The sequence below is a fragment of the Vibrio sp. JCM 18905 genome, from assembly GCF_055393305.1.
In genome coordinates this window covers 1,179,240-1,195,169 of the sequence record NZ_AP043879.1, presented here as the reverse complement: position 1 = coordinate 1,195,169, position 15,930 = coordinate 1,179,240, and the positions used below count along the sequence as shown (strand labels likewise).

Annotated in this window: 14 protein-coding genes; 8 read left to right on the top strand and 6 right to left on the bottom strand. The window is 45.3% G+C overall.

What is annotated here, in order from left to right:
• Positions 1-130: 130 nt before the first annotated feature.
• Genes sapA through ACZ5ZC_RS13755 form a run of 5 tightly spaced genes read left to right on the top strand, consistent with a single transcriptional unit; the run spans position 131 to position 5,369 of the window.
• Complete coding sequence (gene sapA, locus ACZ5ZC_RS13775) at positions 131-1,750, top strand: ABC transporter substrate-binding protein SapA (protein WP_464931989.1); 1,620 nt, start codon at positions 131-133, stop codon at positions 1,748-1,750.
• Positions 1,750-2,712, top strand: coding sequence for an ABC transporter permease (locus ACZ5ZC_RS13770; RefSeq protein WP_046874787.1), 963 nt, complete (start codon positions 1,750-1,752; stop codon positions 2,710-2,712). The genes sapA and ACZ5ZC_RS13770 overlap by 1 nt, the downstream gene beginning before the upstream one ends.
• On the top strand, positions 2,699-3,586 hold the full coding sequence (locus ACZ5ZC_RS13765; protein ID WP_005378123.1) for an ABC transporter permease subunit: 888 nt from the start codon (positions 2,699-2,701) through the stop codon (positions 3,584-3,586). Before ACZ5ZC_RS13770 ends, ACZ5ZC_RS13765 begins: the two co-directional genes overlap by 14 nt.
• Complete coding sequence (locus tag ACZ5ZC_RS13760; protein WP_005378126.1) at positions 3,586-4,581, top strand: peptide ABC transporter ATP-binding protein; 996 nt, start codon at positions 3,586-3,588, stop codon at positions 4,579-4,581. The genes ACZ5ZC_RS13765 and ACZ5ZC_RS13760 overlap by 1 nt, the downstream gene beginning before the upstream one ends.
• Positions 4,578-5,369, top strand: a complete 792-nt coding sequence (locus tag ACZ5ZC_RS13755; RefSeq protein WP_006742848.1) for a peptide ABC transporter ATP-binding protein — start codon at positions 4,578-4,580, stop codon at positions 5,367-5,369. Before ACZ5ZC_RS13760 ends, ACZ5ZC_RS13755 begins: the two co-directional genes overlap by 4 nt.
• 82 nt (positions 5,370-5,451) lie before the next feature.
• Here the strand turns inward: ACZ5ZC_RS13755 and ACZ5ZC_RS13750 are convergent, their stop codons facing one another.
• Together ACZ5ZC_RS13750 and ACZ5ZC_RS13745 are read right to left on the bottom strand one after the other, a co-directional pair.
• Positions 5,452-5,841: a DUF2750 domain-containing protein gene (locus ACZ5ZC_RS13750; RefSeq protein WP_464931988.1), complete on the bottom strand. Its 390-nt coding sequence runs from the start codon at positions 5,839-5,841 to the stop codon at positions 5,452-5,454.
• A 68-nt stretch (positions 5,842-5,909) separates the two neighbouring features.
• Positions 5,910-6,815: a manganese-dependent inorganic pyrophosphatase gene (locus tag ACZ5ZC_RS13745; protein ID WP_005393312.1), complete on the bottom strand. Its 906-nt coding sequence runs from the start codon at positions 6,813-6,815 to the stop codon at positions 5,910-5,912.
• Positions 6,816-7,001: 186 nt separating this feature from the next.
• On the opposite strand from ACZ5ZC_RS13745, the gene ACZ5ZC_RS13740 reads away from it, so the two are divergent.
• Positions 7,002-8,216, top strand: a complete 1,215-nt coding sequence (locus ACZ5ZC_RS13740) for a putative manganese transporter (RefSeq protein ID WP_464931987.1) — start codon at positions 7,002-7,004, stop codon at positions 8,214-8,216.
• A gap of 77 nt (positions 8,217-8,293) precedes the next feature.
• Here the strand turns inward: ACZ5ZC_RS13740 and ACZ5ZC_RS13735 are convergent, their stop codons facing one another.
• The 4 genes from ACZ5ZC_RS13735 to torE form a co-directional block, all read right to left on the bottom strand.
• A complete protein-coding gene (locus ACZ5ZC_RS13735; RefSeq protein WP_104974260.1) occupies positions 8,294-10,033 on the bottom strand; it encodes a glycoside hydrolase family 36 protein in 1,740 nt (579 codons plus the stop codon).
• Positions 10,034-10,232: 199 nt separating this feature from the next.
• Complete coding sequence (torA, locus tag ACZ5ZC_RS13730; RefSeq protein ID WP_041156583.1) at positions 10,233-12,695, bottom strand: trimethylamine-N-oxide reductase TorA; 2,463 nt, start codon at positions 12,693-12,695, stop codon at positions 10,233-10,235.
• A gap of 25 nt (positions 12,696-12,720) precedes the next feature.
• Positions 12,721-13,905 carry a pentaheme c-type cytochrome TorC gene (gene torC, locus ACZ5ZC_RS13725; RefSeq protein ID WP_031780338.1) on the bottom strand — a complete coding sequence of 395 codons (1,185 nt, stop codon included), beginning with the start codon at positions 13,903-13,905 and terminating at the stop codon, positions 12,721-12,723.
• A gap of 50 nt (positions 13,906-13,955) precedes the next feature.
• On the bottom strand, positions 13,956-14,135 hold the full coding sequence (torE, locus tag ACZ5ZC_RS13720) for a trimethylamine N-oxide reductase system protein TorE (RefSeq protein ID WP_005378141.1): 180 nt from the start codon (positions 14,133-14,135) through the stop codon (positions 13,956-13,958).
• Positions 14,136-14,597: 462 nt separating this feature from the next.
• Here torE and ACZ5ZC_RS13715 point away from each other — a divergent pair, with 462 nt between their 5' ends.
• Together ACZ5ZC_RS13715 and ACZ5ZC_RS13710 are read left to right on the top strand one after the other, a co-directional pair.
• Positions 14,598-15,410, top strand: a complete 813-nt coding sequence (locus ACZ5ZC_RS13715) for an ABC transporter permease (protein WP_054867307.1) — start codon at positions 14,598-14,600, stop codon at positions 15,408-15,410.
• A gap of 354 nt (positions 15,411-15,764) precedes the next feature.
• Entirely contained in the window at positions 15,765-15,902 is a 138-nt protein-coding gene (locus ACZ5ZC_RS13710; protein ID WP_005378145.1) for a hypothetical protein, read from the top strand.
• Positions 15,903-15,930: the final 28 nt, after the last annotated feature.

The window sequence follows — 15,930 nt, the reverse complement described above, 5'->3', positions numbered from 1 at the left end:
TTACAGTGTATGGATTTTATGTTTGGAGCGAGTTCACAAAGGTGATAAATTAGCGAGATCATTTTCGCTTGTTAGCTCTGAAAGAGTAAGATCAAATGAAACAAGCAAGATCCAATGAACATTTCATATTATGAATGCTTTTATAAGATTATCGCTGAGCCTTATTGGGATTAGCCTACTGACCGCTTGTGGTGATGAAATTGACCACAATGACATTCGCAAAGCTGGCTTTGTGTTTTGCGGACAAGGTAAGCCAACCACGTTTAACCCTCAGCTTATTGATAGCGGTATTACCGCAGAGGCACTGAGCCCGCAGTTGTACGATACGCTGCTCACGCTCGATCCTAAATCACATCAGCCAGTAGCAAATATCGCTGAGAGTTGGTTTGTGAATGAGTCAGGAACGGAATACACGTTTAAGCTTAAACGTAATGTTCAATTCCAAACCACGTCCTGGTTCACTCCCACTCGCCCATTGAATGCAAAGGATGTGGTATTTAGCTTCAAGCGAATCATTGATGTAGACCATCCTTTTCACCAAGTAGGTGGTGGTTTTTATCCATGGTTTGCAGGGTTAGATTTTCAAAACCTGCTGCAAAACGTGACTGCGATTGACGAGCATACGGTAAGGTTTACCTTATCTCAGCCAAATTTTTCCTTCTTGGCAAATATTGCCACCAGCCATGCTGTCATATTGTCTGCGGAGTACGGACAGCAACTGGCAGCAAAAGATCATAAAGAAGAAATCGACCAACTTCCTATCGGTACCGGCCCATATCAGCTAAAAGAATACCAAGTGAACGACTTGATTCGTTTGGAACGTCACTCTAACTACTGGAAGTCACCCGCGAAAATGGAACAAGTGGTGTTCGATATCTCTCATCGAGGCACTGGTACCTTGGCGAAACTTTTAAGAAACGAGTGCGATGTGCTCTCTTCGCCTATTTCGAGCCAAATACCCGTTATTCAAGAAAATGACAATCTTGAGCTAACTGCTACGCCAGCCAACAACGTTTCCTTTATTGCGATCAACACTGAAACGACCGCACTGAGTGATGCTCGCGTCCGCCAAGCACTTAACTTAGCGATTAACCGTCAGAACATTTTAGATTCGGTTTACTACGGAACTGGCTCGCAAGCTTATACATTGCTACCGCCTAATTCATGGGCCTATCAAAAGGACAGCGTAAAAATTCGTTATGACCGTAACTATGCATTAGCACTACTCCGTGATGCTGGCTATGAAGACGGTCTAGAGCTGACCATGTGGGTACCACTTGAACCACGCGCCTTTAACCCAAGTCCTCGCAAGACCGCGGAGCTAATCCAAGCGAATTTTGCCGATATTGGGGTTGAGTTAACGTTGCTAACCGATGATAGATTCGAACGTGTGGATTTAGAGAACATCAATGACATCGATTTACTTTTAACTGGTTGGATTGGTGATACCGGGGACCCTGACAACTTTTTCCGCCCGTTATTATCTTGTGAGTCTGATCGCGTTGGCCTCAACGTATCGATGTGGTGTAACGATGATTTCGATTTCTTGCTCGATTTGGCATTGGAAACCCAAGAACCGCGTTACCGTCTGAACTTATATCGCCAAGCGCAGAACATTTTAAATCAAGAATTCCCGGTAATTCCTCTGGCGCATGGTGTGCAATTCCGTGTTCACGACAAATCACTGACAGGCTTCAAATCAAGCCCTTTCAATGCCCAACCGTTTGATAGAGTTGAGAGAATTCACTGATGTTTTGGTATACCGTTCGACGCTTTAACCTATTTTTCATCACTTTGATGATCCTCACATTAGTGGGCTTTTCTCTGCTGCGCCTTGACCCTCTCTCGCACTGGGCAAACGTTGATTTTTGGTCTGGTTGGCAAACTTACTTAATCAACCTTTCTCAGCTTGATTTTGGCATAAGTAAAAACGGCAACGCGATTTATGACGAGCTCGCCGTCGTATTCCCGGCCACTTTGGAACTGTGCTTTTTTGCCTTTTTGGTGTCCCTTTTGATCGGTATTCCGCTTGGAACCGTTGCTGGGATGAAGCAAGGTAAATGGCTCGACACCAGCATTTCATTCATGTCGATGTCTGGTTATTCCGCTCCAATTTTTTGGGTGGCTCTGCTACTTATCATGGTTTTTTCATTGGAATACCAACTCTTTCCCGTGGCAGGACGATATGACCTGCTTTACGAAATTGATCATGTAACCGGATTTGCCATTATCGACGCATTCATGGCGAAAGGTGAATACCGCGCTCACGCACTGCAAAGCGTCATTGAGCATATGGTGCTGCCATGTTTGGTGCTCGCTTTGGCTCCAACCACGCAGGTTGTCGGACTAATGCGTTCTTCGGTGGCGGAAGTGATGAGCCAAAACTACATTCGTGCAGCGAGAATCAAAGGTCTCTCTAACCGCGAGATCGTTACTCAACATGTCTTGCGTAATGCGATACCGCCTATCATCCCCAAAGTCGGTGTTCAGCTTTCCAGTATGATTACCTTGGCTATCATCACTGAATCTATTTTTAACTGGCCAGGTATTGGTCGTTGGTTGTTAGATGCATTGGCAAACCAAGATTATGCATCAATCCAAGCTGGCGTGATGGTGCTTGCGACTTTGGTTCTCACCGCTAATATTCTCTCTGATTTGATTGGCGCGATGATTAACCCTCTAGTTCGAAAGGAATGGTATGCTAACAAATAACGTTTATCAGGAAGAGCGCATTCCAACTCAGTTTGAGCGATTTTGGCGAAGTTACCGCGCCAACGGGCTAGCCATGTTTGGCCTATGGTGCTTGGTATTTATCGTCCTAATTACCATTTTTGCACCACTGCTTGCGCCGTTTGATGCCCAAGCACAGTCAGGCGAATTGCTTGTGCCGCCATCATGGGCCCCAGCTGGAACGGTTGATTACTTTTTGGGAACCGATGACTTAGGCCGAGACATTCTGTCACGCTTGATCATGGGCTCTCAACTTACATTTGGTGCAGCCGTTGCCATCACTGCGATTGCCGCGGTCGTAGGTTGTTTGATTGGCGTATTAGCAGGTATGACGAAAGGCTTACTGTCGAGTACCCTCAATCACTTGCTCGATACCGTCATGTCGATCCCGTCGCTCTTATTAGCAATCATTTTTGTGGCATTTCTAGGCTTTGGTGGGTTCAATATTTTACTCGCGATCTGCTTGGCTTTGATTCCGCGTTTTATTCGTTCTGTTTATATCGCAGTCCACACCGAAGTTGAAAAAGACTACATCATGGCAGCACGTCTTGATGGCGCGAACGATTTCTACTTGTTGTGGAGTTCAATTCTTCCCAACATATTGACGGTTATTGCTGCTGAAATCACGCTCGCGCTCTCTGCTGCGATTTTAGATATTACTGCGCTGGGTTTTCTTGGCTTAGGCGCACAAGCACCAAGTACTGAGTGGGGAGCGATATTAGGTGACTCTGTCGAGTTGATTTATATTGCACCTTGGACCGTAACCCTACCCGGCCTAACCATCATGTTTACCGTTATTACCCTAAACTTAGTAGGTGAAGGTGTACGTCAAGCGCTTAATGCGGGGATCGAATAATGCCGTTGTTAGATATTCGACATTTGACTATTGAGATTGAAACCCCTCAAGGGTTGGTCAAAGCCGTGGACCGAATGAGCCTAACTTTGAATGAAGGCGAAATTCGTGGTCTTGTAGGTGAGTCTGGTTCAGGGAAAAGCTTGGTTGCAAAAGCGATTGTTGGGGTAAGTAAAGATAACTGGCGCATTACCGCAGACCGTATGCGCCTTGGCAATATTGACTTGCTTCAGCTTACGCCAAAAGAGCGTCGACGCGTCATTGCCCGTGATATTGCGATGATTTTCCAAGAGCCATCAACCTGTCTTGATCCTTCAGAAGAAGTGGGACGTCAATTGATCGAGTCCATCCCATCTCGCGCGTTTGAAGGGAAATGGTGGGAGCGATTTAAATGGCGTAAAAAACAAGCCATCGCGCTTCTGCATAAAGTAGGCATTAAAGATCACAAGCGTTTAATGGGTAGCTACCCTTATGAACTGACTGATGGTGAGTGCCAAAAAGTCATGATTGCCATGGCGATAGCGACCAAACCAAAGTTGCTGATCGCAGATGAACCAACGAACGACTTAGACCCGATTACCCAATCGCAAATATTGCGTCTGTTGAGCCGCATGAACCAACTTAATAACACAACCATTCTGCTTATCGGCCACGACTTAGCGACCATAACACAGTGGGCAGGACGTATTACGGTAATGTATTGTGGTCAGTCGGTGGAGTCTGCCGATACCAGTAAAATCATTGCGGCACCCAAGCACCCGTACACCGATGCCTTGCTTAAAGCGATGCCAGACTTTAATGATTGGGTACCACACAAGCAAAAACTCCAATCCCTACCGGGCTCGATTCCGCCATTGCAGCATCTGCCCATCGGTTGTCGACTCGGTCCACGTTGCCCGTATGCGCAGAAACAATGTGTTGAAATTCCACACACCAGACGAATTAAGAATCATAAATTTAACTGCCACTTTCCATTGAACACGGAGAAAAAGTCATGAGTGCGTTACTTGAAGTCGATAATTTATCGAAGCAATTTGTTACGCGCTCCCGTCTGTTCAAACGTCAGGTTAATGAGGCAGTTAAACCGGTAAGCTTTACTTTAGAACCAGGGCAAACTATTGGTTTTATTGGTCAAAACGGGTCAGGAAAATCTACACTAGCTCGTATGCTTGCTGGCGTTGTTGAACCAAGCTCCGGAGAGATCCGTGTGAATGGCGAACGATTAGAGCACAAAGATTACGCGACACGCTGCAAGCTCATCCGCATGATTTTCCAAGATCCAAACACATCGTTAAACCCACGTATCCAGATTGGTCGTATTTTAGAAGGCCCATTAAAGCGAAACACCAACATGCCGCCAGATGCACGCATGCAGCGTGTGAAGAACACCCTACTCCGCGTCGGATTGTTGCCTGAACACGCCTATTTTTACCCACAAATGCTAGCGGCAGGTCAAAAACAGCGCGTGTGTTTAGCTCGTGCGCTTATTCTTCAACCTTCCATCATTGTCGCTGACGAGGCGTTAAACGGTTTGGATATGGCAATGCGCTCACAGATCATTAACTTATTCCTCGAGTTGCAAGAAGAGATGGGATTGTCATTTGTGTATGTATCTCAACACATTGGCATTGTTAAGCACATTACTGACAAAGTGATGGTGATGCATGAAGGTGAAGTGGTCGAGTTTGGCGAAACTAACCAGGTACTCACTAGCCCAGAACACCCGATTACTCAACGCCTAGTCGAAAGCCACTTCTATAAGGCGCCAAGCCACCAAACAAAATAGCCTATCAAAGATGTCATCGCACAAATGTAAAGAAGCCTGCATTAAAGCAGACTTCTTTATTAAATGGACACGAATCGAAAAATTAGCGGCGGCTCGCTTGTTTGCGCAGTTCGAAATCAAACTCGTCAGGAAACAATACGACCCCTTCTTCATTTTGATTTGGGAATACAACAACAGATAATTCGTCATCTTCCAGACCAGATGTCCAACGACTGTGCCACTTGTTTAGAGAGATCGCTGCTGGCTCGCAATCTTCCCAATCACCATTAGCCCATTGCAAAGCAAACTCTTCGTTTGGCCATACTGGTACACAATCATCATCTTCTGTATTTAACATGACACAGCCATGTTCATCTTTCAGAATCCAAACTTTACGATTCGCCACAATCTCTTTTACGCAGTACTTTAAGCGTTGCTCTTCGTTGTAGCGATTGATGGTATCCATCTGCTCTTGGGTGAGTTGCTCAGACATATTCGTCTCCTGTTTCCCATAGAAAAATGCCCGCAGCTAGGCGGGCATTTAAAGTATATGCTAGAAAATTAAGCTAGCTCAGTTTGAAGCCAAGGCCAACCTTGCTTCTTACGGCTTAGCGTGTTTTCCATCATTAGCATGCCGTCTTTTTCGTGCTTGACAAGCTTCTCAGCCCACTCACCTTTGTATAGAAGACGAGTTTGGGCAGTCGTGATGTCTGTTAGCATTACAGCAGCAAATGCAAGGTTATCTTTTTCGCAACGCGCTTCTAGATCCGCTTCTAGTGCTTCGATCATACCGTCAACTTGCTCTAGTGTTGCAAGCTCAACCTGACCTACTACTACGTCACGACCGTTGAATGGGTAACCTTTAAGGTCTTTCTCAACAAGCTCAGCCGCAGATAGACCTTCGATGTTTGTCTTAGCAATTAGAAGATCTTTAGTGAATGCGTCAACATCTTGTACGTCTGCGATTACCGCTAGCTCAGCAACGGCATCTTTGTCTTTTTGTGTACAAGTTGGAGAAGCGAAGCCTACTGTGTCAGATAGAATTGCTGACATCATTAGCTTAGCGATTTGTGGAGTAATCGCGTGACCTTCAATCTTGAACATGTTGAATAGAACAGTGTTGGTACAACCAACAGGCCAGATCCATGCTTCCATTGGGTTTACTGTCATCACGTCACCTAGGCGGTGGTGGTCAACAATACCCGCAATTTCAGCTTCTGCGATATCGTCCGGTGCTTGTGCTAGATCTGAGTAATCTACTAGCCAAACGGTCTCACCCGCAACTGATGTGCGAAGCTCAGGAACTTCAGCGCCAGCAACTTCTAGGATGTGCTGAGTTTCACGGTTGATTTCGCCTTGGCGAATTGGCATAGCTTCAACGCCACGCGCTTTTAGAAGTTCAGTTGCAACGAGTGCACTACAAATACTGTCACTGTCTGGGTTCTTATGACCTACAACTAGAATCATGTTTCTTCCTATTCAAGTCAATTTTATACGCCGCCTAATACAGTTAATTAGGGCGTGTTTGCTCACAAAGGCCGATACTTTACCTGATTTCAGAGAGTTTGACACGAAGAAAAGTTCACAATGCTATTGCGAATAAATCTCATTTACATATAATGATAATTATTCCTATTTGCATTTGAGTAAACGATGAACGCGACCCAATTTTTACACTCTGCACAACAGTTGTTTCAGCCTACTCAGTTTCGTTTAGCTTATAAGCGATTGCTGATCCCTATCGTCATGCTCATTTTGCTAGGCAATGAAAATACACGTGACGTTGCCGTACAGACGCTATCCGACTCATTCTGGGCGGTGTCATGCTATGTTGCCGCCACATTGGCTATTTATCATTATCTTTCAAACTTTATGTCGAAAATCAATCGAATTACTGAGCTATACCATCGCTCGCGTAATCATCAGGTTTTCTTTGCTTCTTTATTGGGCGCATTGCCTGGCTGTGGTGGCGCTATTGTTGTGACAACGCAATTTATTAGTGGCCGAGTGGGATTTGGTGCGATTGTCGCGGTACTTACTTCAACAATGGGTGACGCTGCCTTTTTACTTCTTGCCGCCAAACCAAGTGTTGGATTAGGCGTGGTTGGATTAGGCATAATCGTGGGTACTCTTTCAGGGCTGGTCGTTAATGCTTTTCATGCTGATAACTTTCTGCGCCCAGAGCCAAAAGAAGCACCTCAGACACATGCTTGTTGCCAACACCAGACAGACCGACACACGCCTCTTGAACAACGTGCAATCAATCTACAAGGCGCATTTTGGAAATGGCTTATTGTGCCTGCCAGCGTCGTTGCTGTGTTAATGTCTTTCCAAATCGATATTAATCAGCTGTTGTCTTTGCAGGCCAATACCATTGAATGGCTGGGCGCTATCTTCGCGGTGATCACAATGTCGTTGTGGGCGATGACAAAAGAGCTCGGCGATTATCAGTCAACGGTCTCTGAAGATGAAAAAATCGTGGACTCACACCCAATTCAAAAAGCGGCTCAAGACACAAACTTCGTCAGTGCTTGGGTGATCGTCGCTTTTCTGGCGTTTGAACTGACGACCTATTTTTCTGGGCTCGACCTCGTAGAAACCTTTTCTCATTGGGGAATTTGGATGCCATTAGCTGGCCTAGCCATTGGTATGTTGCCTGGTTGTGGTCCGCAAATTCTAGTCACCAGCCTGTACATTTCTGGTGCAGCGCCACTTTCGGCGCAGCTGGCCAATGCGATTTCTAACGATGGTGACGCCCTATTCCCCGCCATTGCTATGGCACCGAAAGCCGCTTTGGTCGCGACTATTTATTCGTCCATTCCTGCTTTTATCGTTGGATACGGGTATTACTTTTTATTCGAATTCTAACGCTCAGGACGTCAAAACAAGAAAGGAGCCACAGTAGGCCCCTTTCTTGTTTTTATAATCGAACGATTTGGTTCACGTTATGCCGTGACGATCGCTTTCGCATTTAACCCTTTATCAACGCTAACCATTAATAACTGACAAGGTTCTTGGTTTAGCTTTTCTCCTGTCCAGTAATCATACCAATCCATCGGTTGATCAGACGTCAGCGTAAATTCCATCGCCCCGTAGCTGGCATAGTTAAACAAGCAGTGAAGGTCATTCTTCGTCGTTAGTTTTAAAAACGCATGATTTAAACTCAAAGCCGTGAACTTTGCTGACTCTTGGTTACGTTGTTGACGTAGCATGAGCTTAGCCAATGTCTTCTTTGCAAATGGCGTAATCTCGGGGAGCGGATCGCCAGACAGCAGCAAACCACCACACGCCAATAACACCGTGCGATGAAATTCATACTCTTCTCTGGATGCGGCTTGATTAGCTAATGACGTGAATGTCGCGCAATCCGGATCAATTTGCCACAGTTTTCGATGCTGCCAACTACGATAAAAGGTTTCTTTGGCTATCTGCTCGAAACGACGACTATGGCGTTCTACGTCATCAGAAACACGCATTGCATCCACAAGCCCTAGAGATGGCCACATTGGCGCGTTGCAACCTAAAAGCCACGCATCACCAGCGCCTTTAGCAATCGCTTCCATTCCTAAGCGATACGCCTCAACGCCTGTAATACCAGATTGTTTACGCACACCTTTCAAGGTGCCCCAATAGTTCGCGTCTAGCTTGAACAATTCAACGCCCCACTCTTGTCTCATGACAGAGACCACATTCGTCAGATGGTCTTGCACTTCTGGGTTTGAGGTATCGAGTATGTACCAAGGCGTGCAGCGCCAACCACCGTATGTGACATCTTCTGCTTTAAGTAAGCTTCCATCTTTGTGACGAACAAACCACTCTGGGTGTTGTTTGAAGATCTCCGACTCAGGTTGAGCAATAAAGGGTGCCATCCAAATCGCCGGCTTTTTGCCTTTTGCACGGATACTATGAATGAGCTCTTTCACACCACCAGAAAACTTATCCGATGGGATTAACCAATCGCCCATAAAGGCTTGATAGCCATCATCCAGAAGTACCCACTCTAGGTCTTCAAGCTTATCTTGCATGCAATCAACGTTCTGCATGATGTTTTGCTCTGTCACGTCTGCGTAGTAGGCATACCACGAACACCAACCGACAGGCGCATCTTGTGTCACACCTTGGCGAACAGGATGATGCTCTGCAATCATCTCACCATAGATTTGATAAAGCTCAGACAGAGATTGGCCACAGAGTACCGCCACGGACTCAAGTTGATTACTTTCCCAATCCGCCACTTGAGTAAACTCACCATCAATCGCGGCAGATAAAACCCAATGTCCATCACGCAGGACAACATCAAAATAGCCCGCAAAACGGTGACATGAAGTAAATCCAAACAAGGTATAGCCAGCCGAGCCTTCCACCACTAAATAGTTGTAGTAACGCTTAGGGGCATCTTTGGGATAGATTCGATAAGAAGGGTTGTTGTCTGGACAGCGACCAATATCAACGGGATGGCTAATCGTTCCCGCTGTTTGCGCTAGCATTTGGAAGCCATCACCAATCACGTTGGCCTCGTGCTCGTATAAAAACGGCATCTCGAACAACACTTCACGGTCGGTAAACGTTTTATTGTGAAGCCCAGCAAAAGAAAAATGTAATTGATTACCCTCAACTTCAACTTGGAGGTCGTTGTTATTCACAGTGATCTCAATGTGATTTGCCAATTGAATGCTCTGAGCCATAAAGAGTCTACTCACTTAATTATTATTGTTTAGCTTGGTTCATTATCCCCTGCTTGTCCCACCCAATTCGTTATCGACGTCACGAATCCTACTGTCGTTTAGCGTCACAAATTTATTATTGAGATAACGCTCACTGAAATTTTGGTTAAAAAAATACCAGCCCGAAGGCTGGTATTTCGATTGATGTGAATTGCATTAATTAAGCAACTTCGATTGGACCACCGAATGAAGTCACTGGCGGTACTTTGCCGGTGAACTTCTCGAAGTCTACGATACATGTGTTCGCAGAAGTCGCCTGCGCAAGTTCAGAGGAGCCAATGTCTTGCGTTAGCGTGTTAGGGTCACCGTAAGTACAGATTGCGCCCTCTTTCTCGTTTAGAGGACCGTACCATGCACCTTCTTCGATACGAATAACGCCACGTGGGTAGCTGTCAGTAAGAACAGCACCAGCTAATAGCTGACCACGACCGTTGAATACGCGCACTAAGTCACCGTCTTTGATGCCTTTCGCTTTCGCATCCGCTGGGTTGATGTAAACAGGCTCACGACCTTGCACCGCGTAAGTTGCACGGAACTCTTCAGATTCACACATTTGAGAGTGCAGACGCTTGTCTGGGTGACAAGACTGCAACCAGAATGGGTATTTATCTGAACCAGGGCCACCGTGTGAACGCTCTGATTTTTCGAACCACATTGGGTGTTCTTGACAGTGTTCGTAGCCGTAACGGCCGATCTTACGAGACGTGATCTCGATGAAACCAGACGGCGTACCTAGTGGGTTAAGCTCAGGGTCTTTACGGAAGTCCGCATGACGAACCCAAGGTTTACCTTCACCGAAGTCTAGTACGCTCTTCTCCCAGAACTCGTTGAATTCTGGCATTTCAAACTTACCTTCGTTCGCTTTCTTACAATCGTTGTAAAGGCTTTCGATCCATTCCATCTCGCTCATACCACGAGTGTATTCTTCGCGGCGACCAAAACGCTGAGTTAGTTCACTCATGATTTGGAAGTCAGGCTTAGATTGGAACAATGGATCGACGAGACGATGCATTGCAATCAGACCTTTGTTCGAGTATGAACCGTATACGTCGATGTCGTTACGTTCCCATTGCGTACACGCAGGTAGAACGATATCCGAGAAACGACATGTTGCAGTCCAAGCAAACTCGATCGTTACAACCGTTTGAAGTTTGCGGAACGCTTTCTTCATGCGGTTACGATCTTGATGGTGGTGCCATGGGTTGCAACCCGAGATCACCATCATCTTGAAGTCTGGCAGTTTCACTTTACCGCCGTTGTAGTTGATCTCTTTGCCTGGTTCTAGCAGACAGTCGATCCAACGTGCAACTGGGATAGTACGGCTGTAACCGTTAAAGTCGTTGTTGTCCCACTTCGGCTTCATACCTTGGTCAAGGTTACGAGGGAAACCACCAGGGCCCGCGAAACCAGTTGAAGGTACACCGATACTTGAGTAGTGGTGACCGTAAGAGATACCACCGCCAGGTAAACCGATTTGACCAACCATTGCAGCAACCACAGCCGCCGCCCAGTATGGTTGCTCACCGTGCTCTTGACGCTGGATACACCAACCCATCAGGATCTGTGTACGACCACTTACTAGCATACGCGCGAATTCGCGAATCTTGTCCGCTTTCACGCCACAGATAGCCGCAGCCCACTCTGGTGTTTTCTCTACTTTATCTTTTGTCTTACCTTGAACGTATTGAATAAACTCTTCAAAGCCTAGACAGTAAGTATCAATGAACTTCTTATCGTACAAATCTTCGTTGTACAGTACGTGCGCCACAGCAAGCATGAACGCTACGTCTGTTAGCGGGTTGATGTACAAGTGATCGTTCTCTAAGTAGCGCTGAGTCTTGTTCTTCACTGGATCTACAGATAGAACGTTGATCTCACCTTTCGCTACTTTTTCTTTTAGTTGTGCTAGGTACTTGAACGACTCATGCGTTTCACAGTTCCAACCTACTTGAAGGTTTTTCACTGGGTCGTTAGCCCAAAGAACGATGTTGTCAGAGTTCTCTAGGATTTCAGACCAAGACGTACCTTGTGCGTAAACTTCGGTTGAACCAAGTACGTAAGGCATGATGGTTTGACCTGCCCCCGTCGAGTAGTCACCTACTTTCGTGATAAAGTTGCCGTGCATACCCACTGCACGTTGCATGTGCGCGGTACAGTTGTTGAATGAACCTGTTTGGTTCCAACCTGTTTGACCTGCGTGTAGCGCCCATGGACCGTAGTCTTTTTGAATACGTTCTAGTTCGCGGTAGAACAAATCTAGCGCTTCATCCCAAGTCACGCGGATGAAACGGTTGTTACCGCGAGTATCCGCGCTGTATTTATGTTTCTTCAACCAATCTAGACGAACCATTGGGTAACGAACACGTGAAGGGCTGTAGATAATACCCTTGATGCCGTTCAACATTTCTGTTGGGTTTTTGTCTAGCTCTAGCGGCTTGATCTCTTGAACTTTACCCGCGTAGATGTGGGCGCGGAACGCGCCCCAATGAGAACCTGTTACTTTCCAAGTACCGGTCGTCTCAACAGCATTGGCAGAGGCTGATGCCAATAAGCTAGGACCAATAACTGACGCTGCACTTGTGGTTGCTACACCTTTAAGAAAACTTCTTCGTGTAATAGCCATTTAAATTACTCCAATCCGACGCTTATTAGTGGTGACCTTCAGCATAATCTGAAGAGTGTTTCTGTAGATACTTCAAGATCAGGGCTTCACTGTCTGTATCTAGGTTAACGAACGCCAACATACCGTCGAACATACCTGGCCAGGTGTTCGCGTCGAAGTGCGCTTCCGCAGGTTGCGTGTGACATACTGAACAGTTGGTTTTGTACGCTTCACGAGATTTTTCCCAAACAGGATTGATGTCGTTCAGCATAGACTCTTTCTTAAGCCATACTTTCGCTGCCACTTTTTCCCATGGAAGACCCGTTAGCTCATCCACTTTTTTCTCACCAGTCGTCACAATGTTGCTATCTGTCGCTGCTTCTTTCATCAGAGACGCAGTCGCAATGTTCTTACCGAAGTCTTCTTGAATTACGCGACCAAAACCTTTCGCTTTACGCCAGCCATCGATTTCGATTTCAACAAACTCGCCTTTGTCTTCAAGAACTTTAACGGTCGATGCTGGGTTAAGAAGACCGGCTTCTTTAGTGCCTTGTGCATCAAAGTAAATAGGTAGGTGACGAACACTCACTAGTTGCTGGCCTACAGAGTAATCTGTATTTGAAGTCATACCTTCTAGGTCACCCACGATACCGCCGATGCTGTCCATACCTGCTGGCAGGTTATGCGCGATACCTTTATGACAGTCAACACAGCTTTGATCTTTCTCTGCTGCTTGCTTCATTTGGATACGAGCGGTTGGAGACATTTGCTCGAAATCCATCGATTCGTAGTTGTGACAGTTCTTACACTCTAAAGATTTGTTTGCCGAGAAACGATCCCATTCGTGTTTCGCAAGTTCGATACGACGCTCTTCGAACACACCCGGTTCGTCGTAGTTGCCAAATACCTGTGCAAATACCTCTTTAGATGCCTGCATTTTACGAGCAATTTTGTCTGTCCAGTTATGAGGAACGTGACAGTCAGGGCAAGTAGCACGAACGCCTGAATGGTTTTTCCAGTGAACCGTTTCTTGCAGCTCAACGTACACGTTGTCACGCATTGTGTGACAACTAATACAGAATTCTTCTGTGTTGGTTGCTTCTAGAGCGGTGTTAAAGCCACCCCAAAAGATAACACCAGCAATGAAGCCGCCCATAGTCAGCACACCTAGGCTGATATGTACAGCTGGGCGCGTCATGGTACGCCACAGTTTAATGATTAATGATTTCATTATTTGCTCTCTTAAAATCTTTTCAAAAGTGTGGTTATGAGCTCACAGGCTTACATGCCGTGCGCGCCTGGAGGTCCAAAGAAGAACACTTGCAACATCCAAACGATGAACCCGTAACCGCCGACAAAAGCCACACTCAGAATTGGGAAGAGAACAACTGCAATGAAGAGGAACGACTTCCACTCCAGGGAGCGTTTTTCACCACTCTCAATTTTATTAACATCACTCATACATTTGCCTATTTTGTATCTAGTGTTATTGAAAAGCCCGCGTAACCAAGCTTAAGTTTTTTACAATCTCTAATGGAAAATGTTAGACCATACTAATAGTAAGGTTCAATCAAATAAGAGCTCTCAGGCCTTGTAATTCAACACTTTTTTGAGCTCATCCAGAGATGTGATTGATTGATGTTATTTATTAAAAAACATGAACAGATGTGACAAAATAAGTCTTTTAACTAATTGTTAAAACAACAACATTTACCAAACATAAGTTACATTTGGATAGTAATTAACGGGTCATAAATTGGCTTAAAAACCCGTCAAAAGATAATAAATTGTAAATAAAATGATGCTAAATAATGACAAGAATAGCGCTGAAGGTTTACGTTGAGAACATCAAAAAATGCACATTGATGTTCATATAAAGGAGGAGCTTAGTTACAATTATTCGCGGATTTTCGAGGAGCGATTATGGATAGCGTGGTGGATATAAGTTGGACCAAACTGGCATTGTTTGGTCTGATTTTGTTGGTTCCCTTCTTTATTAATGCCCGCTACAAATTAGGGATTGCGAAAGACACGATAATCAGTGTTATTCGTATGACACTTCAGCTCATATTGATTGGCGTGTATTTAGAATATCTTTTTCAATTAAACAGCTTACTTATCAATATACTTTGGCTTGCCATCATGCTACTGATTGGTGCAAGCTCAATTGCAGGAAAAGCTCGTCTACCTAAAAAGCCACTCATGCTTCCTCTGCTTACAGGCTTAACCTGTGGTCTAATTCCACTTCTTATAGCGATTACCGCAGGCCTAGTGCAGCCATCCCCTATTTACAACGCCCAGTATATGATCCCACTTGCGGGCATGCTATTGGGTAACAGCTTAAGTAGTAACATCATCGCACTGCAGAATTTATTTACGGCTTTTGAACAGAGACAATCAGAATACGAGGCTGCTATCTCACTTGGTGCCTCTCCTCGTTATGCATCATTCCCCTTCATTCAAGAGGCCCTTAGAAAGTCACTTGCTCCAACTTTAGCCTCTATGGCCACTACAGGGCTGGTTACCTTGCCAGGCATGATGACTGGTCAAATTCTAGGTGGCGCAAGCCCGATGGTTGCAATTAAATATCAGTTGGTGATTATGCTGGCTATTTTCGTCATGTTGAGTACCTCCGTCGCTATTACGCTGGAGATGACACTGAGCTGGGTACAAACGAAAGAAGGCCGGATCAAAATAAAAATCCAACAATCAGAACCTACCAAAACTCATAGATAGTTTAAGCGTGTGAACAAAGCCAGTGAAAGGGCTTGTATTATCAAGTCAAACGCACTTTTAACTGAATAACTCATTCATTCTTTAAACATTCATCAAGACGCTTTCTGGAGAAAAGTCAGACAGAATTCTCTCGAGTATAAGCCTCTAATTTTATGAAATTTTCTTTGCAAGTTTAGATACGCACGGCCTTTGAGACAGGTTATCCACAGAAAATGTGGATAAACACCCCAAACCCATACGCAACCAGAAACATAGCAGCATAAGTGATCAATCTAATCGTCATGCTTTGATCACTTGCCTGACATATTCTAATTTTAGAGTAAAGATAGTGACCACAAACTTGGAGAGACGTACATGGATGTCTTAATGATCAAAGAAAATTACGATGAACTCCTATCCGATGCACCTCTGGACTGGCTCGTTCAAGAACCAAAGGAAGTGACTTCTCATTGGCTCCCAACCGATTTTGGCATCAATGAAGAGCTGATTTAACTCACTCGATTTGTGTGAAACTTATCGA